Annotated in this window: 20 protein-coding genes and 2 pseudogenes; 17 read left to right on the plus strand and 5 right to left on the minus strand. The window is 66.0% G+C overall.

What is annotated here, in order from left to right:
- Nucleotides 1-87: 87 nt before the first annotated feature.
- The gene (locus tag GDH07_RS09760; RefSeq protein ID WP_152897259.1) at nt 88-510 is read left to right on the plus strand and encodes a PaaI family thioesterase; all 423 of its coding nucleotides are present in this window, start codon (nt 88-90) and stop codon (nt 508-510) included.
- A 167-nt stretch (nt 511-677) separates the two neighbouring features.
- Here GDH07_RS09760 and rtcR read toward each other — a convergent pair whose 3' ends face one another.
- On the minus strand, nt 678-2,276 hold the full coding sequence (gene rtcR, locus GDH07_RS09765; RefSeq protein WP_152897260.1) for an RNA repair transcriptional activator RtcR: 1,599 nt from the start codon (nt 2,274-2,276) through the stop codon (nt 678-680).
- Between the two features lie 203 nt (nt 2,277-2,479).
- Here rtcR and GDH07_RS09770 point away from each other — a divergent pair, with 203 nt between their 5' ends.
- From GDH07_RS09770 to GDH07_RS32830, 12 genes and pseudogenes are all read left to right on the plus strand, one after another.
- Nucleotides 2,480-4,030 carry a TROVE domain-containing protein gene (locus GDH07_RS09770; protein ID WP_152897261.1) on the plus strand — a complete coding sequence of 517 codons (1,551 nt, stop codon included), beginning with the start codon at nt 2,480-2,482 and terminating at the stop codon, nt 4,028-4,030.
- Nucleotides 4,031-4,775: 745 nt separating this feature from the next.
- Complete coding sequence (locus tag GDH07_RS09775) at nt 4,776-6,002, plus strand: RtcB family protein (protein ID WP_053138441.1); 1,227 nt, start codon at nt 4,776-4,778, stop codon at nt 6,000-6,002.
- Between the two features lie 4 nt (nt 6,003-6,006).
- Complete coding sequence (locus tag GDH07_RS09780) at nt 6,007-7,347, plus strand: PBS lyase (RefSeq protein ID WP_152897262.1); 1,341 nt, start codon at nt 6,007-6,009, stop codon at nt 7,345-7,347.
- 16 nt (nt 7,348-7,363) lie between these two features.
- Complete coding sequence (locus tag GDH07_RS09785) at nt 7,364-8,008, plus strand: hypothetical protein (RefSeq protein WP_178124019.1); 645 nt, start codon at nt 7,364-7,366, stop codon at nt 8,006-8,008.
- 14 nt (nt 8,009-8,022) lie between these two features.
- On the plus strand, nt 8,023-8,814 hold the full coding sequence (locus GDH07_RS09790; RefSeq protein WP_053138432.1) for a nucleotidyltransferase domain-containing protein: 792 nt from the start codon (nt 8,023-8,025) through the stop codon (nt 8,812-8,814).
- 8 nt (nt 8,815-8,822) lie between these two features.
- Complete coding sequence (gene rtcA, locus GDH07_RS09795; protein WP_152897263.1) at nt 8,823-9,854, plus strand: RNA 3'-terminal phosphate cyclase; 1,032 nt, start codon at nt 8,823-8,825, stop codon at nt 9,852-9,854.
- A gap of 36 nt (nt 9,855-9,890) precedes the next feature.
- On the plus strand, nt 9,891-10,526 hold the full coding sequence (locus GDH07_RS09800) for a glutathione S-transferase family protein (RefSeq protein WP_031321440.1): 636 nt from the start codon (nt 9,891-9,893) through the stop codon (nt 10,524-10,526).
- A gap of 81 nt (nt 10,527-10,607) precedes the next feature.
- Nucleotides 10,608-11,696 (plus strand): M50 family metallopeptidase, encoded by a 1,089-nt coding sequence (locus GDH07_RS09805; RefSeq protein WP_152897264.1) that lies wholly within the window; start codon nt 10,608-10,610, stop codon nt 11,694-11,696.
- 102 nt (nt 11,697-11,798) lie between these two features.
- Complete coding sequence (locus tag GDH07_RS09810) at nt 11,799-12,092, plus strand: DUF3144 domain-containing protein (protein WP_022643608.1); 294 nt, start codon at nt 11,799-11,801, stop codon at nt 12,090-12,092.
- A 203-nt stretch (nt 12,093-12,295) separates the two neighbouring features.
- Nucleotides 12,296-12,712: a fascin domain-containing protein gene (locus GDH07_RS09815; protein ID WP_053138426.1), complete on the plus strand. Its 417-nt coding sequence runs from the start codon at nt 12,296-12,298 to the stop codon at nt 12,710-12,712.
- Between the two features lie 826 nt (nt 12,713-13,538).
- Nucleotides 13,539-14,174 (plus strand): annotated as a pseudogene (locus GDH07_RS32825) (cache domain-containing protein); the annotation flags it as partial.
- 585 nt (nt 14,175-14,759) lie between these two features.
- Nucleotides 14,760-15,296, plus strand: a pseudogene (locus GDH07_RS32830) (methyl-accepting chemotaxis protein); the annotation flags it as partial.
- A 92-nt stretch (nt 15,297-15,388) separates the two neighbouring features.
- Here the strand turns inward: GDH07_RS32830 and GDH07_RS09830 are convergent.
- Together GDH07_RS09830 and GDH07_RS09835 are read right to left on the minus strand one after the other, a co-directional pair.
- Complete coding sequence (locus tag GDH07_RS09830; RefSeq protein ID WP_152897266.1) at nt 15,389-15,814, minus strand: hypothetical protein; 426 nt, start codon at nt 15,812-15,814, stop codon at nt 15,389-15,391.
- 118 nt (nt 15,815-15,932) lie between these two features.
- Entirely contained in the window at nt 15,933-16,826 is an 894-nt protein-coding gene (locus GDH07_RS09835) for a LysR family transcriptional regulator (RefSeq protein ID WP_152897267.1), read from the minus strand.
- Nucleotides 16,827-16,960: 134 nt separating this feature from the next.
- Here GDH07_RS09835 and GDH07_RS09840 point away from each other — a divergent pair, with 134 nt between their 5' ends.
- Nucleotides 16,961-18,397, plus strand: coding sequence for an MFS transporter (locus GDH07_RS09840; RefSeq protein WP_152897268.1), 1,437 nt, complete (start codon nt 16,961-16,963; stop codon nt 18,395-18,397).
- Between the two features lie 36 nt (nt 18,398-18,433).
- Complete coding sequence (locus GDH07_RS09845) at nt 18,434-20,155, plus strand: alkaline phosphatase D family protein (protein ID WP_343038206.1); 1,722 nt, start codon at nt 18,434-18,436, stop codon at nt 20,153-20,155.
- A gap of 154 nt (nt 20,156-20,309) precedes the next feature.
- Here the strand turns inward: GDH07_RS09845 and lysA are convergent, their stop codons facing one another.
- Nucleotides 20,310-21,542 (minus strand): diaminopimelate decarboxylase, encoded by a 1,233-nt coding sequence (gene lysA, locus GDH07_RS09850; RefSeq protein WP_152897270.1) that lies wholly within the window; start codon nt 21,540-21,542, stop codon nt 20,310-20,312.
- 130 nt (nt 21,543-21,672) lie between these two features.
- On the opposite strand from lysA, the gene GDH07_RS09855 reads away from it, so the two are divergent.
- Both GDH07_RS09855 and GDH07_RS09860 read left to right on the plus strand, forming a co-directional pair.
- The gene (locus GDH07_RS09855) at nt 21,673-22,596 is read left to right on the plus strand and encodes a LysR family transcriptional regulator (RefSeq protein WP_152897271.1); all 924 of its coding nucleotides are present in this window, start codon (nt 21,673-21,675) and stop codon (nt 22,594-22,596) included.
- A gap of 306 nt (nt 22,597-22,902) precedes the next feature.
- A complete protein-coding gene (locus tag GDH07_RS09860) occupies nt 22,903-23,205 on the plus strand; it encodes a hypothetical protein (protein WP_022643698.1) in 303 nt (100 codons plus the stop codon).
- A 213-nt stretch (nt 23,206-23,418) separates the two neighbouring features.
- On the opposite strand, the gene GDH07_RS09865 is transcribed toward GDH07_RS09860, so the two are convergent.
- Nucleotides 23,419-23,871 (minus strand): acetyl-CoA C-acetyltransferase (locus tag GDH07_RS09865; protein WP_484573187.1); only part of this gene is annotated, 453 nt, incomplete at its 5' end.

Below are 23,871 nucleotides of genomic sequence, written 5' to 3' on the forward strand. Positions count from 1 at the left end.
TGATACTGATAGGCCGCTCCGCGGATTGGCGCTACATCTGTGGCAGTACGCAGCGATGGTGCTGCGCTGGTGCTCAAGGAGCCTGTCATGAGTGAAGCGGATGTTCCCCAGGGTTTCAGTCCCTTGCCTCGCAGCAGTCCGTTGCTGGAGCTGATCGGTCCGGTCTATGGCTGCGGCAGTGGCAGCGGGCTGCGCGTGGGCCTGCGTGCCGATGCGCGGCACGCCAACGGTCGCGGCATCGTCCATGGCGGCATCATCGCGACCCTGGCGGACATCGGCATGGGTTACGCCATGGCCTTCGCCAGCGAGCCGCCGTTGCCGCTGATCACCGCCAGCATGAGCCTCGATTACCTGGGCGCGGTGCAGGTGGGGGAGTGGCTGGAGGTGCGCCTCGAGCATTCCCGGCGGGGGCGGCAGATCGCCTTCGCCACCGTGGTGCTGAGTGTTGGCGAGCGCGAAGTGGCGCGGTCCAGCGGCGTATTCGCCGTGCCACAGCCGGCGCTGGCCTGATCTGCCGCATCGCGGCCGCTGCGCGCCCGTGCGCAGCCTGTGGCAGCGGCTACACGAAGCGGGCACCCTTGTGTCTGGCGCAGCCTTTGTAGCCGCTGCCGAGCCTGCGAGGCTGCGCCAAGGCCCGCAGGGCATTCAGTGGGCATTCATGAGCAGCTACGCGATGCTCAACTGGTGATCTGTTTCCAGTCCAGGCCGAAGCGCGCCAGGTACTTGCGCAAGCGATCGGCGTCGTTGGGATTGGCCTTGCCCAGGCGCGAGACCCCGAACAGGCGCCGCCCGGCATCCGACAGGCTGTCGGCGCGCCGGCATTCGGCGATCACCGCCTTGAGTTGCAGGCGGTCGAACAGGTCCAGTTCCACATCTGCGCCCAGCAACAGTTGCACCTCGTCCTCGACCTGTTCCAGGCCCCAGGCATGGCGCAGGCGCTGGATCTCTTCCTGGGCCAGGGCCTCGTCGATCCGGCCGCTGTCGGCCAGGGTGGCCATGCGGGTGATGGACGCCGACAGCTCGCGGAAGTTGCCCAGCCAGGCCGCTTCGCTGGAGCTGGCGAAAGCCAGGTAGCGCCGCCGGGCCTCGAGGTTGAAGCGCACCAGTTGGCCTTGCTCCCGGGCATGGCGTTCCAGCTCGAAATCGATGTTGGGCTCGATGTCTTCGCGACGCCCCGCCAGCCCCGGCAGATTGAAGGTCCAGAGGTTGATCCGGGCGTACAGGTCTTCGCGGAACAGGCCCTGGGCGACCCGGCCGCGCAGGTCGCGGTGGGTGCCGGCGATGATCAGGAAGTCGCTCTCCATCTCCTGGTCCGACCCCATGGGGAAGAAGCGTTTCTCCTCGATGGCCTTGAGCAGCATCGCCTGTTCGTCCAGCCCCAGCTCGCCGATCTCGTCGAGGAACAACATGCCGCCGTGGGCCGCCCGCAGCAGGCCCTCGCGGGCATTCTGGGCGCCGGTGAAGGCGCCCTTGGTATGGCCGAACAGTGCCGACATGGCGCCGTCGCCGCGCAGGGTGGCGCAGTTGACCTCGACAAAGCGCCCCTGGACCTGGTGCCGCCCACGCTTGAGTTCATAGATGCGCCGGGCCAGGAACGACTTGCCCGCCCCGGTGGGGCCGATCAGCAGCATCGGGGCCCTGGAACGTACCGCCACTCGCTCGATCTGTTCGATGGAGCGGTTGAAGGCCAGGTTGCGGGTGGCGATCCCCGACTTGAGAAAGGCCAGGCCCTCCAGGCGCTTGTGGGCGAAGCGCGAAGCAATGCGGTCATAGCGCGACAGGTCGAGGTCGATCAGTGCATGGGTACCAGTGGCGTGCTCGCCCGGATCGCGGCGCCGGGCTGGGGAGGTCTGGATCAGCCGCGCCGGCAGGAAGCGGGCCTCGGTCAACAGGAACCAGCAAATCTGCGCCACGTGGGTCCCGGTGGTGATGTGCACCAGGTAGTCCTCGCGCTCGGTGTCGAACGCGTAGGCGCTGGTGAAGTCGTGCAGGGCGCCATACACCTCCTCGAAGTCCCAGGGGTTCTTCAGCTCCATGGGGTGCAGGCGCACCTCGGTCTCGGGGGAGACCTGGCGGATGTCATCGGCAATGCGCCCGGCGAGGCTGATGTCCCGGACGTCGACGCCATGGATCAGTTCCAGGCGGTGGATCAGCACATCCTGCTGCTGGCACAAGCCCACGCTCGGGCGCCAGTGGCTCCAACGGTTGGCGCCCTTGCCGACGCGATCGAGGGTGGCACCGACGAAACCGATGGCGACCGTGGACTTGCCCGACATGTTTATACCTTTAGATAAATTGCGATAGATAAAGATATAAAATCAGAGGGGTGTTTGTCGTGAAAAATCACCGAAGAAATCAAGGTGAAAAATAAATTCGTTTAAAATCAATAAGTTAAAAGTTAATTCGATAAAAAATTCAAAGCTGGCACGGCGGCTGCAATATCTCTGGCAACGAACAAGACAACCAGCGAGACGCCAAGATGGCCAACCAGCAGCTGTTCAACACCCAACAGGCAAAAGCCCCGGCGAGCGACACCCGCAATGCCTCCCGGGCCCCGGCCTACGCCTACGACGCCAAGCACCGCCTGGCTCAGCTGGCGGTCACCGGTTGCCTGAACTCGACCTTCTACACCTCGCCCGAGGATCAGTTGGAAGCCGTGTTGCAACTGGTGGGTGCAGTCGACAGCCGCTTCGTGGCCCAGGCCGCTCGCTACGCTCGCCAGCAAGGCCATATGAAGGACATGCCGGCGCTGCTGCTGGCGGCGCTGACCGCGCAACGTTCGGTCCAGGTGCCCGAGCTGTTCGCCCAGGTGGTGGACAACGGCAAGATGCTGCGCAACTACGTGCAGATCCTGCGTAGCGGCGTGACTGGTCGCAAGTCCCTGGGCTCGCAACCCAAGCGCCTGGTACAGGACTGGCTGAACAACGCCAGCGAGCGCCAGCTGCTGCAGGCATCGATCGGCAACCAGCCGTCGCTGGCGGATGTGGTCAAGATGGTCCACCCCAAGCCCCGCGAGGCCTGGCGCGAAGCATTCTTCGCCTGGCTGATCGGCAAGCCGGTGGATGTCCAGGCGCTGCCCGGGCTGACCCGCGAGCTGCTGGCGTTTCGCAGCGGGGCCAGCACTCAGGTGCCGGATGTACCGTTCCAGTTGCTGGGCAACGAGACCCTGAGCGCCGAGCAATGGGCCGCCCAGGCTCGCAACATGGGCTGGCAGGGGCTGCGCATGAACCTCAACACCCTGGCTCGCCACGGTGCGTTCCAGGTGCGCGGTTGCACGGAGTATGTGGCGGCGCGGCTGGCGGATGCCGAGGAAGTGGCCAAGGCCCGGGTCTACCCGTACCAGCTGCTGGCGGCCTACCGCATGGCGGGGCAGGAGGTGCCGTACCGGGTACGTGAAGCGCTGCAGGATGCCCTGGAGCTGTCCCTGGCCAACGTGCCGGCGCTCAGCGGTTCGGTCGTGGTATGCCCGGACGTCTCGGGGTCGATGCACAGTCCGGTCACTGGCCATCGCCAGGGTGCCACCACAGCGGTGCGCTGCATCGACGTGGCGGCCCTGGTGGCGGCGGCGGTCCTGCGCAAGCGGCCGACGGCGCGGGTCATGCCGTTCGAGCGGGAAGTGGTGGATATCCGCCTCAATCCCCGGGACAGCGTGATGACCAACGCCCAGAAGCTGGCGGCTATCGGTGGCGGCGGGACCAACTGCTCGGCACCTTTGGCGCAGCTGGCCAATGCGCGGTTCAAGCTGGATACGCTGATCCTGGTCTCGGACAACGAGTCGTGGATCGACGCCCGGCGCCATGGGGCCACTGAAACCATGCGCCAGTGGGAGCGGATCAAGGCGATCAACCCCAACGCCCGGCTGGTGTGCATCGATATGCAACCCGGGGCCACCACCCAGGCCCCGGACCGTGAGGACATCCTCAATGTCGGTGGCTTCAGCGATGCGGTGTTCGACGTGATCGAGCAGTTCATCGCCGGCAACTATGGTGGCCAGCACTGGGTGAAAGCCATCGAGGCCCTGGCGCCCTGAGCGCCAGGTTATTGAGTCAGAGCATGCGCCGGGTAGCCGGCGCACACAGAAGTTTCTTGATCATTGGCCCTGAATGCCGCTGTGACTACATCCAAAGACGTCTCAGCAGATTTTGTCAGGGCCGGTGACGGCGCGAATGCCGGTGGCTGTACATCCTGGTCTTGCCGGTTCGAATCCGGCTATCAGTCACTACTGTTGTCGCGCCACCTGTTTTGCGGTTTTTTGCGACGAATGCCGATGGAACTACATCCAAGGCTCGAGATGCGGGTGCAAGCCCCGCCGGTGCTCGAAAAGGGCGCCGTGGTTCAACCACCAGAACGCGAGTGCATCGTTTCATCGATCCCTTGTCGTCGCAGGTTTTCCCCGCCTTGGCGGGATGGCAGCGAATGCCACGGGTACTACATCGTGTCGCGGGTTCGAGCCCCGCCAGCCGCAAGGCTGTAGCTCAGTGGGTAGAGCAAATGTGCCCGTTCCCTTGTCGCTGCCCGCAGGCCCGGCCTGCACCGATTGACCCGGCGAATGCCGGTGGAACTACAGGACAGCCTGGTCGCGGGTTCGATTCCCGCCCACCGCAAGGTGGTAGCTCAGGGGTAGAGCAGGCTGCATGTTTCACCTTTTTTTGTCGCCAAGACCTGCCGGATGACCGGCCACCCGATCGATCATGGGCGCAAGACTGCAATCCGCTCTTGCGCTGCCGATATAACAAGGCCCGGATTCGGGCCCCAGGAAGAACGAGTAAAAAGATATGGAACGCAAGACCTACCAATTGCTGGAAGTCGCCAACGGTAAGCCAATCAAGATGTGGACCCAGGGCGTGCCCGTGGAAAACGAAGCCCGCCAGCAGCTGATGAACACCGCCAAGATGCCCTTCATCTTCAAGCACCTGGCCGTGATGCCCGACGTCCACCTGGGTAAGGGATCGACCATCGGCAGCGTGATCCCCACCGTGGGCGCGATCATTCCGGCGGCGGTCGGGGTGGATATCGGCTGCGGGATGATCGCCGCCCGGACCTCGCTGACCGCCTCCGACCTGCCGGATAACCTGGCCGGGTTGCGTAGCGCCATCGAGCAGGCGGTGCCCCACGGTCGTACCTCGCCACGTAGCGGGCGAGACAAGGGGGCCTGGGGCGAGATCCCGCAGCAGGCCGACCAGGCCTGGGCGGCCCTGCATCCACGGTTCAAGGCGATCACCGATAAGTACCCGGCGCTGGCCAACAGCAACAACCGCCAGCACCTGGGAACCCTGGGAGGCGGGAACCACTTCATCGAGGTGTGCCTGGACGAGGCCAACCGCGTCTGGTTCATGCTCCATAGCGGTTCGCGCGGCGTAGGTAATGCCATCGGCAACCTGTTCATCAACCTGGCCCAGGCGGATATGCGCCAGCACATCGCCAACCTGCCGGACCGCGACCTGGCCTACTTCGAGGAAGGTAGCCAGCACTTCGATGATTACGTCGAGGCCGTGGCCTGGGCCCAGGATTTCGCCCGGCAGAACCGCGAGTTGATGATGCAACTGGTGATCCAGGCCACCCGCAAGGTGATCAGCAAGCCTTTTGAAGTGGCGCTGGAGGCGGTGAACTGCCACCACAACTACGTACAGAAGGAGCGCCACTTCGGTGAAGAGGTGCTGGTGACCCGCAAGGGCGCGGTGTCGGCGAAGAAGGGCGAGTTGGGGATCATCCCCGGGTCGATGGGGGCCAAGAGCTTCATCGTCCGCGGATTGGGTAACGAGGAGGCGTTCTGCTCCTGCAGCCACGGTGCCGGTCGAACCATGAGCCGGACCAAGGCCAAGAACACCTTCACCCTGGCCGACCAGATCCGCGCCACCGCCCATGTGGAGTGCCGTAAGGATGAGAACGTGATCGACGAGATCCCGATGGCCTACAAGGACATCGACCAAGTGATGGACGCCCAGCGCGAACTGGTGGAAGTACTGCATACCTTGCGTCAGGTGGTATGCGTTAAGGGGTAGAGCGATGGATGTCATGGATATGCTGGAGTGCCCGCCCGATTGGCACTACCAACTGAGCGACTACGAAATTGGCCGGATGCGCGAAGTCTGGCAAACCCGGGACGAACACGATGCCTGGCTGGTCCTGAGCGGTTTTGGCAATGGCTTCGTCCGCCAGTCGGCAGTACGACGGCTGGCCCGCCAGCCGTCGGCCGCCGCCCTGGTGGTGCTGCTGGAGCGTCTCAACGATTGGGTACCCCAGGTTCGCCAGGAGGCGGCTACGGCCGTGGAGCTGTACCTGGTACCTGAACATGGCGCCTTGTGGTTGCAGGCCCTCGGTCCGCTGCTGGCCTTGACCGCCAAGCAGCGGGTCAGCCACGGGGCGACCCTGGAACGGGCACGAGCGGTGCTGCAGTTGCCGCAAGTGCGAGGCGAGGTCGAGCAGGCCTTTGCCGCTTGCCGGGGCCGGGCCGCACGGTTCGTCTTCGAGCTGTTGCTGGACAGTGGTGCGGATCGCCCGGCACTGCTGGCCCAGGCCCTGGGCCATGGCGAGGTCAGCGTGCGGCAGATGGCGGTGGACGCCTGCGCCGAGCTGGCTAAAGAGCAGGCCCGACCGTTGCTGGAGCAGGTCATGCGGACCTCGGGCGCTAGCGTGCGGGTCAAGGCCCTGCGCTTGTTGCTGCCGCTGTTGGACGACCCGCGCGAGCAATTGCGCCAGGCCTTGCTCGACCCCTCGGCGGCCCTGCGTGGCCTGGGGCATTGGGCGGCGCCACGCTATGGCCTGGAGCCACGGGAAGTGCTGCTGGCCCGGGTGCTGCAACCGGCGCCGGCAAACCGGTCGCAGTGGCAAGGCCTGCTGGGCCTGGCCAGGGAACTGCAAGAGCCCCGGGCCGATGCCATGGTGCAACTGGCCCTGGACTCGCCGGCCTTGAACACTCGTCTACTGGCCCTGCATAGCCTGGGCGAGCGCGGCATGGCCTGGCAGCTCAAGGCCCTGGGCGATGTCTCGGACAAGGTCTTCGAGATGGCGGTCAGCCTGCTGCGCGAACAACCCTGGGCGGTATTCGACGAAGCCCTGGAGCAGTACCTGGATGTTCACTGGCCAGCGCTGCCTGCATGGCGCCAGCGGATGCTGCTGAGTCTCAAGCCGGGCTGGCGGCAGCTGGAGTACCTGCTTTGGTGCCTGGACCAGGCTCCACAACAGGCGAGCTACTGGCAGGCGCAATTGGCCGGTTGGTGCAGTGGGCGTTATGCGCTGTTCGACCCGGTGACCCCCAAGCCGCTGCGCGAGGCGCTGACCCAGCGGGTACGAATGATGGAAAAGGCCGGAGAACTGCCGGCGGGCTCACTCAAGTGGCTGCCATGAACCAAGGAGAGCAAACATGTTGCCAGCACTGCTGAACCTGCAGGACAACGAGTCGATCCAGGCCCTGCGCCGGCAATTGAATGAGGCGGACTGCGTGTTCGATTTCGCGGTGCTGGACGTCGCGCCACAGGCCAGCATCGACCTTGATCTGCATCGCCAGGCCCTTGACGCCTTGTACCTGCAGATAGAAGAGCAGCGCCGCGAGGCGCGGCGCCGGCTGATCCAGGAACATCCGCGCTATGCCGATCTCGGCGAGGCGCCGCCGATGCGCTGGGAAGTGCAGCGGGCCGTGGCTCGGGAGCTGGATGTGCAAGAGATCCAGCGCCTGGGTACCGCCAGTGTGCTACCAGGTCCGCAGGCCTTGTACCAAGCCTTTATCGACCCGCCTTACCGAACGCGTTTCCCCGAGGATGGCGAGCCGCCGGAGGCGATCTTCCAGCGCTGGCTGGCGTTGCTGGGGCTTGAGCCTGAGGCGCGGCCGGTGGTGATCGACTGGGTGAGCGACTTGCAGTTGGAGTGGGAGGTCGAGGGCACTGCGGCGACCGAGGCCTGGAGTGATTATTTCGATGAGGGCCTGGAGTGGTGGGGCGTCTGGTGCCTGAGCATCTGGAACCCCGAACGCCGGACCTTGGGGGTGCTGATGGCCAGTGCCACCGATTGAACAGGAAGCAGGACATGCAAGTAGACAAGGAACTTCACCCCCTGGACGACGCCATGCGCGAACGGGTCCTGGAGGAGCTAGCGCGGATCGAGCGCGAGCGCAATGTGCAGGTGCTGTATGCCTGCGAGTCCGGTAGCCGGGCCTGGGGCTTCTCTTCCACCGACAGCGACTACGACGTGCGTTTCATCTACGTGGAGAAACCCGAGTGGTTCATCCAGGTGGATGCCGCGCGGGACGTGATCGAGCGCCCTCTGGACGATGAGCTGGATGTCAGTGGCTGGGAGCTGCGCAAGACCCTGGGGTTGCTGCGCAAGTCCAACCCGACCTTGCTGGAATGGCTCGACTCGCCCCTGGTGTATCGCCGCGAGGCGACTGCGACCGCGCGTCTGCGCGAGCTGGCCGAGACCTTCTACAGCCCGCCGGCGGCACGCAACCACTACCTGTCGATGGCCCGGAAGAACTTTCGCGGCTACCTCCAGGGCGACAGCGTGCGGTTCAAGAAATACTTCTATGTGCTGCGACCGTTGCTGGCGGTGCGCTGGATCGACCAGGGCCGGGGCCGACCGCCCATGACCTTCGCCGAGCTGCTGGAGACCGTCGATGACCGGCGACTGCTGGACGAGGTGGATGAGCTGCTGGACTTGAAGCGTCGTGCCGATGAGTCCGCCTACGGTCCACGGCGCCCGGTGCTGCACGACTTCATCGCCGCCGAGCTTGCGCGCCCGGTGCCGAAGCTTGCGCGCACCCATGAAGACAATGCCCTGCTGGACGCCTACTTGAGAGACACCGTCCGGCACTACGCTTAAGGAACATGATGAAACAGGATGTGATCGAGCTGGACGGCGCCATTGGCGGCGGCCAGGTACTGCGCAGTGCCCTGAGCCTGTCGATGCTCACCGGCAAGGCCCTGCGGATCGGCAATATACGCGCCCGGCGCAGCCGCCCGGGCCTGATGCGCCAGCACCTGACGGCGGTCCAGGCCGCTGCCCAGGTGTGCGGGGCCAGGGTCCGGGGGGCCGAGCTGGGCTCCCAGGTGCTGGCCTTCGAACCGGGGCCGATCCGTGGCGGCGACTACCGCTTTTCCATCGGCACCGCCGGCAGCTGCACCCTGGTGTTGCAGACCTTGCTGCCGGCGTTGCTCCAGGCTCCGGAGCCCAGCCGGGTGACGGTTACCGGCGGCACCCATAATCCCCTGGCGCCACCGGCGGACTTCCTCCAGCACTCCTGGCTGCCGCAGCTGCGGCGCATGGGCGCGCAAGTGGAGTTGCAGTTGCTGCGCCATGGTTTCGTGCCGGCTGGCGGTGGCGAGCTGGAACTGTTGGTCCGGCCTTCGACCCTGCAACCTGTGCATCTGCAAGAGCGTGGCGCCTTGCTTGGGCGTCGGGCCTGGGCCCTGAGCGCCGGCCTGCCGGAACATGTGGCCGAGCGTGAACTGCGGCGGGTGGGCAATCGCCTGGGGCTGTCCCGGGAGGAGCTGCAAGACGTGCAACTGGATGAGCAATACGGCCCGGGCAACGTGCTGTTGCTGGAGTTCGCCCACGAGCACCTGACCGAGTTGTTCTGCGGTTTTGCCCAGAACGGCCTGCGGGCCGAAAGCGTCGCCGATGCAGCCATCGACCAGGCCCGGGAATGGCTGGCCTCCGGCGCGGCGGTGGCCGAGTGCCTGGCCGACCAGTTGTTGCTGCCCATGGCCCTGGCCGGTGGCGGCAGCTTCACCACGCCGCGCCTGACCAATCATCTGGCGAGCAATATCCAGGTGATCGAAGCCTTCCTGCCGGTGCGCTTCCAGACGCGCTCCGTGGCCGAGCAGGTGCTGCACGTGGAGTGTCGTTCCCGGGACCGATAGGCGTAGAGTGCCCCGGTCAACCTGGAGGTCGCCAAGATGTATCACTTGTATGGAAGCCAGGGCACGGGGTCGGCCATGGTGGAGATTGCCCTGGAGTATTGCCAGGCGCCGTATCGCTGTATCGAGGCCGCGCCCTGGCAAGCCAGCCCGGGGCGGGATGCCCTGGAGCGGCTCAATCCGTTGTTGCAGATTCCCACCTTGCAACTGCCCGACGGCAGCATCCTCACCGAAAGCGCGGCGATCCTGATCCACCTCGGGTTGCAGTTCGCCGATTCCGGGTTGCTGCCGACCCAGGCCTCGGCGCGGGCCCAGGTCATTCGTGGCTTGGTGTACATCGCCGCCAACTGCTATTCGGCGATCGGCATCCTCGACTACCCGGGACGTTGGGTGAGCGATGCCGACCCGGCGCTGGAGGCGCGGGTGCGCCAGGCGACCGGGCAACGCCTGCACCACGCCTGGGAGCTGTTCGCCCGCCAGTTCACCCCACGGCCTTTCCTGGGTGGCGACGCGCCCGGGGCCCTGGATATCCAGGCGGCGGTGGTGTCGCGTTGGGGCGGCGCCAGGGACGCGCTGCGCCACAGCCAGCCGCACTTCGTGGCCTTGCTCGAGCGCATCGAGCACGAGCCCCGGGTGGCCCCGGTGCTGGCCCGGCATTGGCCCGGATCCTGCTGAGAGCCGGCTTGAGGTGTCGGGGGCAAAGCTGGCAGTCTGCGCGCCCGGATTCCCCCAGGTTCACTTCGAGGACGTTACGCAATGGATGGCAAGCACTGGCCCAAGGCCCTGAACCGACTGCTGCTGATGGTGCAAGGCGCCTTGGTGATCAGCGGCTGGTTCAGTGCCACCTTCGTCATCGGCACCAGCAGCGGCCGGCCATTGCTGGGGCTGTGCCTGGCCTTGGCGCTGGGGATCCTGGGTATTTTCGTGCACGAGGCCGGGCACTACCTGGCGGCCCGCTGGTGGGGCATGCCGGTGCTGTCGATACGGCTCACCGTCCTCGAACTCCAGGCGCGACGGCGTGGCTGGCGGCTGCGCCTGCGCAAGTGCCTGGGCGGTTATGTGATGGTGGCGAGCAACCTGAAACGCTCGCTGCGCGGACAATGGCTGGCGGTGGCGTTCTGCGGCCCATTGCTGAACCTGCTGGCGGGCCTGGCCGCCCTGGGCCTCGGGCTCGCCTGGCCTGGGTTGGCCGGCGCGGTGCTCTTGGGGTTTGCCGCGATCAACCTGGCGCTGGGGGCGGCCAACCTCATTCCGACCCTGGGGACCATGCCCAGTGACGGCCTGCTGCTGTGGCGCTGGTTCACTCATCGTGATGACCAGCTAGCGGAACTGGCCTACGCCCGACTGCTGGCCTTGAGCGTGGCCGGAGTCACCAGTGGGCAGTTGCCGCAAGCGGACCTCGAACACCTGGACCAGGCGGCCATGCCCCAGCCCCTGGTCGCCTTCAGCTACCGGCTCGCTGCCCGGCAAGAGCAGGGCGACTGGGCGGCGGCGCAGGCGATGGAACCTGAACTGGAGCGGCTGCTGGAGGGTCGGGCAGGGGAGCTGCCTGGTCTGCAGGTGGTGGTCGATCTGTTGCGCACGGAACTGGCCTTCTGCCGTGCCTGCCAGCAACGTGACGCGAGCCTGCTGCAAGGGGCTCCGCTGACCGCCGAGGTCGAGTGGTACTCACCCTGGTTGCGGCCGCGGGGCCAGGCCCTGGCGGCATTCCTCGACGGTGACCGGCAGCGGGGCGAGTCGCACCTGGAGCAGGTCCAGCGGCTGGCCGATGACAGCGTGATTTTGTCCCTGGGCAAGAGCGAAGCCTTGTTGGCCGAGCATCTGCGGGCCTTGCCCGGAGCGTAGGGGCAGGGGGAGATTGGCGCGGCGCTGAAAACCGTCGGTTTTGCCGGGCAAAGCTCTTATACTCCGGCGCCTCGTTTTCATACCCAGTAAAAGGACCCACCTGTGGCCAACGAACCGGATCACGAATTCTTCGATCGCGCCGACGCCATCATCGACCTGGCCAACTCCCAGGTCGCCACCTGCGGCCGTGGCAAGGTCAGCGCCTCGCTGATGTACGCCAATGCCCGTTTCTGCGCATTCATCCGCGCCACCGGCTGCCGTGACGCCGAGGAAATGGCCGCTTCCAAGCAGCAGACGCTGGACTACTTCGTCGATCAGTTCCGCCACATGCTCGACGAGCACTTGACGGACTACGCCGAGAATTTCGCGCAGTACACCAACCGCTCGCCAGAGTGAAGACCGCCGGCGCCGCTTGGCGCCGGGGCACCCAACCGCTGGTCCTGTTCCTGCCAGGAGTCCCGAGGCTTGCCGAGGGGCTCGACTAGACTTCGCTTGCGGCGCGTCTTGCCGGTCGTTGCACCTGTACCAGAGGCCAGCGTCCGGTAGTGGCAGGCGCTGCCCGCAAGCAGGACATACCCAATCAGCAAGGAGTGCCAACCATGATCGTCATTCCACAACGTGTCATCGAAAACGGTAGTGTCATCTCGCTGCGTGGCGACTCGGGCAACTACATGTCGCGCATGGGCGCGACCGGCCTGGAGTTGTCCAAGGGTTCCATCGATCAGTACTGCAAGTTCAAGGTGGTGCTGGTGCAGATCGGCACCGACAAGAAGCTCGCCCTGCAGGGCGATAACGGCAAGTTCATGTCGCGCATGGGGGCCACGGGCCTGGAGCTGTCCAAGGACAGCATCGACCCGTATTGCCAGTTCGCCTACGCCATCGATACGGCCAGCGGCCAGATATCCCTGCGTGGCGACAACGGCAAGTGGATGTCGCGGATGGGCGAGAAGGGCCTGGAGCTGTCCAAGGACGGCATCGATCGCTTCAGCCAGTTCATGCTGGTGCTCGAAGGTTGAGGCGCACGCGATAAGGGCTCAAGCCGCAGGTGACCATGCTTCTATGGCTCGAGCCTGCGGCTCGGCCTTACCGGCTCCGCGCCAGGCCCTCCATCAACTCGCCGCCGTTCTTCACCGCGATCACCGTGGCCAGCAAATCCTCCAGGCAGGTCAGGCTGCCTGAGGTGTGCATGTCCACCTGCCGCCCTCGACCCCAAAGCTCCAGGGCCCCGGCGTCCGCTGCTGGGCAACTCGAACTGCACGCATGGGTGCTCGGCCAGCGCCTTCTGGCCCTGGAACTGGCCGGCTCCCGGTCCAGGTCAATGCGGTGGCTCCGGGCATCGTCGATCCCCCCTTGCATCCGACCGAACCGCAGACCCGTGCCGCGCTCCAGGCCCTGGCCCCCAGGGGGCGTATCGGCGGTGAGACAGTGACGGCGATCCGCCGGCGCGAGCGCAACAGGCGAGGCTGACGCATCGGGCGTGCCCTGGCCGGAAGCGATATTTATGTGAACGATGTCACTCTTTTCTCAAGGGAACACCGGTCGCGGTCGATAACGTCGGGATGCCTAACTGATACGGAGTTCGTCATGGCTTTGCTTCCGGTTCGTCTGTCTCATCGTTTGACCCTCGGCAGCGTGCTGCTGTTGCTGTTCACGGCGTTGGCGGTTTTTGCCGTGATGACCCTGCGGGGACAACCCAAGGTAGTGGAGGCGAGCTCGGCACTGATCGAACAGACCGGCAGTGCCATCGTCCGTCAACTGGCCTTGCAGTTGGCGGGGATCGAAGGCGTGACCGTGAGCATGGCGCACATGGTCGAGGGCCTGCCCAAGGAGCCGGAGCTGGTCATGGCCACCGCGCCCAAGGTGATCGACCACGAGAACGACAAGGCCATCGCCGGTGGCGGGATCTGGCCGGAACCCAATGCCTTCGCCCCGGGCGTGGAACGCCGCAGCTTCTTCTGGGGCCGCAGCGACGCTGGCTCGCTGGTGTATTCCGATGACTACAACGCCGCCGGCAGCGCCGGTTATCACCATGAAGCCTGGTACACGGGGGCGCGCAATAGCGCCGCCGGGCACTGCCTGTGGTCCGAGGCCTACCAGGACCCGGTGACCCAGGTGCCGATGACCACCTGCAGCGTGCCCTATCGCCAGGGCGGCGCCTTTGCCGGGGTGGCCACCATCGACCTGCGCCTGGACGACCTGGCGCGCTTTCTCAAGGAACAGGGGTCGGTCACCGGCGGTTATGCCTTCGCCCTGGACCAGGCCGGCAACGTCCTGTACTTCCCCGACGCCCAGGCCAGCGGTGGCGCGCAGATGCTCAGCTTCGACGCCTTGAGCAAGCAGCAGGCCTGGTTGCGCCCGGTGGCCGAGACCCTGGCCGGCGCGGCGCGTCCCGGCCAGGTGCGCAGCCTCGACCTGGACCGCGACGGACGCTTGCAGGAGGCGGCGCGGGTCAGCCTGTTCACCATGCCTGGCACCGGTTGGACCATCGGCCTGGTGACTCCAGAGAAGCGGGTCACCGGCCTGGCCCGGGCCATGACCACCGAGATCCTGGTATTCCTCCTGCCATTGCTGGCCCTGTTGCTGTTCTTCGCCTGGCTGGCGGGCAACAAGCTGATTGCCCAGCTTGAGGAAACCACCCGCCAGATCGATGCCCTGGGCAGTGGCCAGGCCACTGACAATGCCGAGCTGCACGTGGATCGGGCCGATGAGATCGGCGCCCTGCGTGGCGCGGTCAACCGCTATGCCGGGCAACTGCGGCAGATGCTGCAGAAGATCGCCAGCGAAGCCCGCCAGTTGCAGAGCGAAGCCGCGCGCCTGGGCGAGTTGAGCAGCACCCTGGCCCGGCGCGCCGAGCAGCAGCGCCAGGAAAACACCCAACTGGCCACGGCCATCACCGAGATGTCCTCCAGTGCCCAGGAAGTGGCGCAGAACACCAACAACTGCGCCGATACCGCGCGCCAGTCGCTGGTGGTGGTGCAGGATGGCCAGCAGCGGGTGGCGGCCAACAGCGAGTCGATCCAGCAGCTGTCCACGGAAATGGCCGAGGCAGCCTCGGTGATCCAGCGCCTGGAGCAGGACAGCCAACAGGTCGGCGCGGTCCTGGACGTGATCAAGGCCATCTCCGAGCAGACCAACTTGCTGGCCCTCAATGCCGCCATCGAGGCGGCCCGGGCCGGCGAGCAGGGCCGTGGTTTCGCCGTGGTGGCCGACGAGGTACGCACCCTGGCCGGGCGTACCCAGACCTCGGCCAACGAGATCAGCGGCATGATCAACGACCTGCAGCAGGCCTCGCGCCAGGCGGTGCAGGCCATCCAGTCCGGCGAGTCACGCACCCGCCAGGCGGTGGGCGAGGCGGCTGGGGCTTCGGATGCGCTGTCCAGTACGGTCAACAGCTTCGATGACATCTCCCAGCGGGCGCAGCAGATTGCCGTGGCGGCGCAGGAGCAGAGCCACGTGACCCAGGAAATCAACGAGCTGGCGGTACGTATCCACAGCATCAGCGAAGACAACGCCCGGGACGCCCAGGCCCTGGACAAGGTCAGCGAGGCCATGCAGGCCTTGTCAGGACGCCTGGCCGATCTCAGTCACGGTCAGGTCTGAAGCCGTGCCCGCCCGACCCAGCCAGGGTCGGGCGGGCGGCTTCGGCCTTTTTCGCCGCCGGGCCCGCTGGCGCCGAATCAGCTGTACGCCAGCTATTGCAGCTTGAAGTTCAGCAACAAGCCCAACGCCACACCGAAGAACCCCAGCAGGCCGCTGCCCAGGGCGCTGCGTGGCGGGCGGCGCTTGGCCAGGTAGCGGGCCGCGGCGGCGCCGAGCACCGCACCGGGGAAGTTGAGCAGGTAGTAGATCCAGCCCAGGGCATCCTGCGGGGTGGTGATCCACAGGCAGAACAGCAACAGGTGGATGGCCAGGGCCAGGGCGGCACCGGCGACCATGGCCGAGGCCGGGCGGGTCAGGAGCAGCAGGCCGAGTACCAGCGCCTGGGGCAGCCAGTAGGCCGCGAAGTTGTCCCAGAAGTAGTCCAGTGGCACCAGGGCCCGGGCAATGGCCAGGGCCATGCCCAGGATGATGGCGATGATGGCGGGCAGGTGCTGGAGCGGTAGGCGGTGCAGTGGCATGAGGACCTCGGGATGGGCGGGCAGGGACTTTTTACGGCCCAGGGGCACGCCTGTCCAGTGTCACCGGGCGATGGCCGGCGTTGGGTGGTCCAGCGCAGGTGGCGCGCGGCGTGCGCCTTCAGGCCATGCTGCACAGCTCGTGCACACACTGGCGTAGCCAGCGGTGGGCCGGGTCGGCTTCCATGCGCGGGTGCCAGAGCAGGGAAATGGTCATCGGTGCGAGCGCCACGGGCAGCTCGAAGGCATGCAGGCCGGCCCGCAGGTTGCTGGTGTGGCGCTCGGGCACCATGGCGATCAGGTCCGAGCCCCGGGCCAGGGCCAGGGCGGCGGAGAAGCCGCTGACCAGGGCCATCACCTGGCGTGCCAGCCCCCGCTCCTGGAGGACATCGTCCATGGGACCGTGGTCATGTCCCTGGTGGGATACCAGGATGTGCTGGCCGGCCAGGTAGTCGCCGAGGCTGACCGGGCCCCTGCTCAAGGGGTGGCCGGCACGTACCACGCCGATCAGGCGATCGCGGAACAGCGCGCGGGTGCGCAGCTCGGGGCTGGTGCCGGCATCCACTACTGCGGTTTCCAGATCGATGCTGGCTTCGCGCAGGGGCTGGCTGTCGCGGTCCAGCTTGGGCACGAAATGAATCCGCACGCCCGGTGCTTCCCGCTGCAGGCGGGCGAGCAGTGCCGGGCCAAAATTCTCGACGAAACCGTCGCGGCTGCGCAGGGTGAAGGTGCGACGCAACTGCCGCAGGTCGACCTCGGTGGCCGGGCGCAAGGCGGCCAGGGCCTCTTCCACCAGAGGGCCGATCCGCTGGCGCAGTTCCAGGGCCCGGGGCGTGGGCACCAAGCCGCGCCCGGCGCGCACCAGCAACGGGTCGCCAGTGGCCTGGCGCAGGCGGGTCAGGGCCCGGCTCATGGCCGACGGGCTCAGTTGCAGGCGTGCGGCGGCGCGCGCCACGCTGCCTTCGGCCAGCAGCACGTCCAGGGTCAGCAGTAGATTCAGATCGGGAGTCGACATGGGCGAAATCTAGCATGGCCGAACGCGGCTGGCATGGCGTTGCCTGCAGCTATTAACTGCACCTGCCGCGCCTTCCGCCACCCTTGCAGCCAGTCCAGGCTAGGGGGACAGATCACCCTCGCAGGAGTCGTTGCATGTCCACCCTCGAAGTCGCCCCGCGCCTGGAACCTCTTGCCTCCCGGGCGCGCTGGGCCCTGGCCAGCCTGGCGCTGGCGATGCTGATGCCCTCCCTGGATACCAGTATCGCCAATGCCGGCTTGCCGCAGCTGGCCCTGGCGTTCGATGCCTCCTTCCAGCAGGTGCAATGGGTGGTGCTGGCCTACTTGTTGACGATCACCACCCTGATCGCCAGTGCCGGACGCCTCGGCGACCTGCTGGGACGGCGGCGGGTGCTGTTGGGCGGGATCATGCTGTTCTGCCTGGGATCGCTGGGCTGTGGCCTGGCCCCGGGCCTGCATGGCTTGCTGGCAGCCCGGGCGGTGCAAGGGGTAGGGGCGGCGGCGATGCTGGCGCAAACCCTGGCGCTGGTGAGCGATAGCTTGCCCAAGGGGCGCACCGGTAGCGCCATGGGGCTGCTGGGCACGCTATCGGCCCTGGGGACCACCCTGGGGCCAGCGCTGGGCGGCTGGTTGCTGGCCAGCGTCGGTTGGCGCTGGATGTTCCTGGTCAATCTGCCCCTGGGCCTGGTTGCCCTGGTGCTGGCCTGGCGCTGCCTGCCGGAGGATTGCCGTTCGACCGCAAGCGATGGTTTCGACGTGCCCGGGACGTTGCTCCTGGCCCTGGGGTTGGTGGCCTATGCCTTGGCCCTGACCCTGGGCCGCAACCTGCTGGCGCCTTTGAACCTGGGGTTGTTGCTGGTGGCCGTGGTCGCGGCAGGTGCCTTGCTGTGGGTCGAGCGCCGGGCCCGGGCTCCGCTGTTCCAGCCGGCCCTGTTGCGGCGCCGGCAACTGCGCGCCAGCCTGCTGACCAGCTTGTTGGTGTCCACGGTGATCATGAGCACCTTGGTGGTCGGGCCGTTCTATCTTTCCCGTGGGTTGGCGCTGCCAACCGTCTGGGTGGGCCTGGGATTGTCCCTGGGGCCTCTGGTGGCGGCGATGGTCGGGGTGCCGGCCGGACGCCTGGTGGATCGCCATGGCCCGCGATTGTCCTGCCGGGTCGGCTTGTTCGGCATGCTGCTGGGCCTGGGTTTGCTGGTATTGCTGCCGGTGCGCCTGGGACTGGCCGGGTACCTGCTGCCGATCGCCTTGGTCACCGGCGGTTATGCGCTGTTCCAGGCGGCCAACAATAGTTTGCTGCTGCTCGATGCACCGGCTGCGCAGCGCGGGCTGGCGGCCGGGCTCCTGAGCCTGTCGCGCAATCTCGGGCTGATCAGCGGCGCGGCCGCCATGGGCGCGGTGTTCGCCCGGGCCTCCCGGGGTGGTGCGCTGGAGCATGCCGCAGCCGCTGCGCAGGGCATGCGGGTGACCTTCGGGGTGGCGGCGGTGCTGGTCCTGCTGGCCTTGCTGGTGGCCCTGGTGGAGCGCCGACCGGAGGCGTCGTTCGAGGCTTGCCGGGCACCGCGCCCGGACTAAGCTTGGCTGGCACACCCTGCCAAGGAGCCGGTCATCGTGAGCAGCCTGCGTACCCCTTCGTTAGGCCCGATCGTCGGGCACACCACCGATACTTCCTGCCGCCTGTGGATCGCCGGCTCCGATGCCCTGGACGAGAAGGGCGTGGCCGAGGACATCCGCACCATCGGCGTCATTGGTGTGGTGGGCGGCAATGGCAAGGTCGCCGCCCAGGACATCTTCTATTTCCGCTTGCGTCGCGAGTTCCACCGCACCGGCACCTTCAACCTCGGTATCGACACGAGCCTGTGGCGCAACGAAACCGAACGCAAGCAGCTCAAGCCGTTCCTGCTGAGCCCGGCGACGCGCTACCGGGTACGCATGGCCTCGCTCAACGTCGATGACGCGGGCAGCAACGACGATGCGGTGTCCAGTGAGTCGGTGGTGCAGCGCCTGCCGGCACCCGGGGCCTGGGCCAATGACCTGAACCGCAGCGGGGCGGACAAGAAGTACGTCGAGGCCGAATTCACCACCCAGGCCAGCTCGGCCAAGAAGCCGGCGCCGCTGAGTTTCCTGCTGGGTTCGTGCCGTTATCCGGGGCTGCTGTGGAAGCGCAAGAATGCCGATGCGATCTTTGCCCCGATGCTGGCCGATCATGGCGATGCGCAATTGGTGCTGATGGTCGGCGACCAGATTTATGCCGACCTGCTCAACCGCCTGGTGCCGATAGGCCTGGCTGATACTTTCGAGGAGTTCGAGGAGCGCTACCACACGGCTTTCGGTTCGCCGAACATCCGCCAGCTGCTGGCGCGCCTGCCGACCTACATGATCCTCGACGATCACGAAATCGAGGATAACTGGACCCAGGACCGCATTCGCAAGGATCGCGGCAAGCGCTTGCTGTTCAACCTGGCCATGGGCGCCTACATGAGCTACCAGTGGAGCCATGGCCCGCGCTTTGCCGACAGTTACGTGCACGGGCGCGGTATGTTGGGCGACGACCAGTACTTGCAGCAGTTGCAGACCAACCAGCTGTTCTATGATTTTTCCTGTGTCGGCTATCCATTCTTCGTCCTCGACACCCGCACCCAGCGCTTTCTCGACGACGTCCCGGATGCCCTGGAGGACAATCACCTGCTGGGCCGGCCCTCACTGCATCGCAGCGAGCCCGGCCAACTCGATCGCTTGTGTGCCTGGCTGCGGCACATGCAGGAAGATCAAGGCAACCAGCCGAAGTTCATCGTCACCTCCAGCGTCTTCGTGCCCAATGGCGTGGATACCCTGGGCAGCGACGGTGATGCCCTGCGCCACAAGAACGACAGCGATGCCTGGGCGGCATTTCCCAGCACTCGCCGCGCGGTGCTGGACACCTTGCTCGAACACCGGGTGCAGAACGTGGTGTTCCTGTCCGGGGATATCCATTGCTCGAACATTTCCCGGTTGCAATTCAGTGGGGCGGGCAAGGACTTGGTGGCCTACGCGGTGACCTCATCGGCGTTCTACTGGCCCTTTCCCTTCGCCGATGGTGATCCGGCCGGCTATGTGCACGACTCCCAGGCGCCAGCCACGCCCGACGGTTTTACCCTGGCGGGCGGCGAGACCATGCATTACCGCACCTGGGCCTTCACCCAGGCCGATAACTTCGCACGGATCGACCTGCAGCCGGGCAGCGCCGAAATGCAGGTGCAGTTCTACGGTACCGATGGCGCGCCCCTGGTGACCCGCAAGCAGGACGACGCCATGGACGAGCGACCGGAACGACTGCAACTGGCGCCTTGGTAGGTTAATGCCGAGCAGTCAATGGAACTGCAGGAGCGAGGCTGCCCGCGATGGCGTCAGAGCGCTGGGTTTATCCGGTAGACACCCGCTACCGTTAACGAGCATCGACCGGCTGCTCCTACAGGGGATCCAGTGACAGGCCCAGTTACAGCCCCAGTTACAGCCCCAGTTCCAGTGCCAGCAGGTCGGCCAGTGGCTGGCGCCGGCGAATCAGTTTCGGCTGGCCGTTTTCGAACAGCACCTCAGGCAACAGGGTCCGGCTGTTGTAGTTCGAGGACATGCTCGCGCCATAGGCGCCGGTATCGTGCAGCACCAGCAGGTCGCCGACCTGGGCCTGGGGCATCAGGCGCGGGGTCAGGCATTCATCGTCCTGGGTGAAGATGTCGCCGGACTCGCACAAAGGGCCGCCGACCACGGTCGGTCGTTGCGGGCGCTGGACCGCTTGGCCGTTGGCGTCCAGCAGGCTCATGCCGTGGTAGGCGCCATACATGGCCGGGCGCATCAGGTCGTTGAAGCCAGTGTCCACCAGCACGAAGTGATGCTGGCCGGCATCCTTGACCACCCGCACCTCGCTGACCAGGCAGCCGGCCTCGGCCACCAGGAAGCGTCCCGGTTCGATCTCCATGTGCACGCCGTGGCCCAGGTAGGCCTCGATTTCCTCGCGGGCGACTTTCCAGGCGTTGGCGTAGCGCTGCACGTCCACCGGGGTGTCGCCGTCGCGGTAGGGAGTGGACAGGCCGCCGCCGATGGAGAAGGCCTCGATGTCGTGGTCCAGGGACTTCACGGCGGCCACCATGGCCGCGCCCACCTGCTCCAGGTGGTCGTAGTCGACCCCGGAGCCGATGTGCATGTGCAGGCCCACCAGGTGCAGATTGTGCTGGCGAATCACCGCCAGGGCTTCGCCGACCTGGTCATGCCAGATGCCGTGCTTGCTGTTTTCCCCGCCGGTGTTGGTCTTGCGGCTGTGGCCGTGGCCGAACCCGGGGTTGATCCGCAGCCACACCCGATGGCCCGGGGACTGTTCGCCCAGTTGGCGGAGCATGTCGATGGAGCCGGCGTTGACCTCCACTTGCAGTTCCACCACACGCTTGAGGGTGGCCTCGTCGAACAGGTCGCAGGTGAAGACGATGCCGCCGTTGGCCGGGCTGAAGCCGGCCAGCAGGGCCCGTTCGATCTCACCCAGGGAGACCGCATCGACCCGCACCCCGGCTTCGCGGATCAGGCGCAGCAGGTGCAGGTTGGAAGAGGCTTTCTGGGCATAACGCACCACGTCGAAGGCTTGCAGCTGGGCGATACGCGCCTGGATGGTGGCGGCGTCATAGCACCACAGCGGGGTGCCGTACTGGCGGGCGGCGGCGACAAGCTGTCCGGGGGAGAAGGGGATGGCCATGGCGAATGCAATCTGTGGTCAGTAAGAGAGCGAGCAGCATGCCGGCTCTTGTCCATTCAATAAAATATCTATTCTTTGTCATGTGATTCAGTTTTGATATGGGTTGATCGATTCAACGAGCCCTCTCGCCATGGATATCTCCCTGCGGCATATCGAAGTGTTCCGCGCCATCATGCAGGCCGGCAGCGTCACTGGCGCCGCGCGCCTGTTGTTCACCTCGCAACCCACGGTCAGTCGCGAGCTGGCGCGCCTGGAAAGCCTGTCCGGCCTGTGCCTGTTCGACCGCGAGGGCGGGCGCCTGTTGCCCACGGCCCAGGCCCTGCTGTTGCTGGAAGAGGTGGAGCGGGCCTATGTAGGCCTGGAGCGGATCAACAGCGTCGCCCAGTCGATCCGCCGCTTCGAGCACGGCCAATTGAGTCTCTGCTGCCTGCCGCTGTTTTCCCAGACCTTGCTGCCCCCGGTATGCAAGGAATTCCAGGCCCGCCACCCGGGCATCGGCCTGAGCATCAGTGCCCAGGAATCGCCATTGCTGGAAGAGTCCCTGAGTGCCCAGCGCCACGACCTGGGGCTGACCGAAAGCGAACACCTGCCCCGGGGCACCCAGGGCGAGCTGCTGTTTTGCGCCGACATGGTCTGCATCCTGCCTGAAGGCCATCCACTGCTGGCGAAGACGCGATTGTCGGTGGCGGACTTTGGCGGCCAGAACTTCATCAACCTCTCGGGGCTGGATATCTATCGGCAGACCCTGGACGAGCATTTTCGCCAGGCCGGGGTTGACCGGAGGATAGTGATCGAGACCACCAACGCCGCTTCGGTGTGCGCCATGGTGCGCCAGCGATTGGGGGTGGCGATCATCAATCCGTTGAGTGCCATGGAGGAGGCGGGCAGGGGGCTGGCGATCCGTCCGATTGAGCTTTCGGTGCCTTATCGGGTGATGTTGATTCGCCCGGACTACAGGCCATCATCGAGTTTTGTCGAAGGTTTCTGCCAGTCGTTGCGGGCCCAGGCCAAGGCGCTGGAAGCACAAGTGGGCCAGATCGTGCTGGGGGGCTAGGCTGGGCGCATGTGCGAGCCGCTCGGGGAACGGACACTCCCGAGAGCTGTTTCGACGTGATGGGCCGGGTAGGGTGAAGCTTCGCTTCGCGAGGAAAGATGTCCCTCTCGTATTGCTGCAGGCAATTATCCAGGATCTGGTCAGTTGTCGGCCGGGCATGTTGAAAGAGCTGGGCGGTGTGACGCAACACGGCATGCCTTGGAGTGCGCAGTCAGGCAGCCATGGCGGCACCTGTCTGGCACATTCTGCATGCCCGGACCGGCAGCCACTCACCTAATCCTCTGACTGCTTCTGGAGTTGAACATCATGCCTATCGCCATTCACGCACGGAACAATACCGCTGCTGCGCAGCAAGTCGCCATCAGGAACAATCGCCAGGGCAATGACCTGGCCAACGTGAACATACCGGCTGGTAACAATGTGGTGCTTTATGTCTTGCAAGCGGATGCCAGCGCCAACCTGTATCTGATCTGCAATGGCAACAATGCCCAGACGGCCGACTTGAGTGTGGTCTACCAGGGTTTCAGCAGTGTGCAGCAGGACAGTGACTGGGCCCGTCAGTGGACGGTCGAAGGCGCTCCGGATGGGGTGCAGCTGGATCTGGCGTGACGCTCCGCCAGCCTTTGATGCCGGGACTGTCTCCCGCGCTCGGGTGGACGGTCCAAAGATGCCAGAGCCCATAGGGCTCTGGCTTTTTTTCGAGCTCATCACAGCGACCCTTGGCAGGCGAGCAGCCTGCGCGGATCACTGGCCTTGCTCGAGGGTGTCGCGACCCGGCCGTCGGATGTCGTGGGTCCTCGGGCCGGGCGTTGAACGCGGGGGTTAGCGCTCGATCGCCAGGGCCACGCCCTGGCCGCCGCCGATGCACAGGGTCGCCAGGCCCTTGTGGGCATCGCGCTTGATCATTTCATGCAGCAGGGTCACCAGCACCCGGCAGCCCGAGGCACCGATGGGGTGGCCGATGGCGATGGCGCCGCCGTTGACGTTGACCTTGCTCGCGTCCCATGCAAGCTCCTTGGCCACCGACAGCGACTGCGCGGCGAAGGCTTCGTTGGCTTCGATCAGGTCCAGTTGCTCCAGGCTCCAGCCGGCCTTTTCCAGGCAGCGACGGGTGGCCGAGACCGGGCCGATGCCCATGATCGCCGGGTCGACCCCGGCGTTGGCGTAGGCGGCGATCTTCGCCAGTACCGGCAGGCCCAGGGCCCGCGCCTTGCTGGCGCTCATCAGGATCACGGCGGCGGCACCGTCGTTCAGCGCCGAGGCGTTGCCGGCGGT

Origin of the sequence: Pseudomonas piscis (assembly GCF_009380155.1) — a bacterium.
In the GTDB taxonomy this organism is placed as follows: domain Bacteria; phylum Pseudomonadota; class Gammaproteobacteria; order Pseudomonadales; family Pseudomonadaceae; genus Aquipseudomonas; species Aquipseudomonas piscis.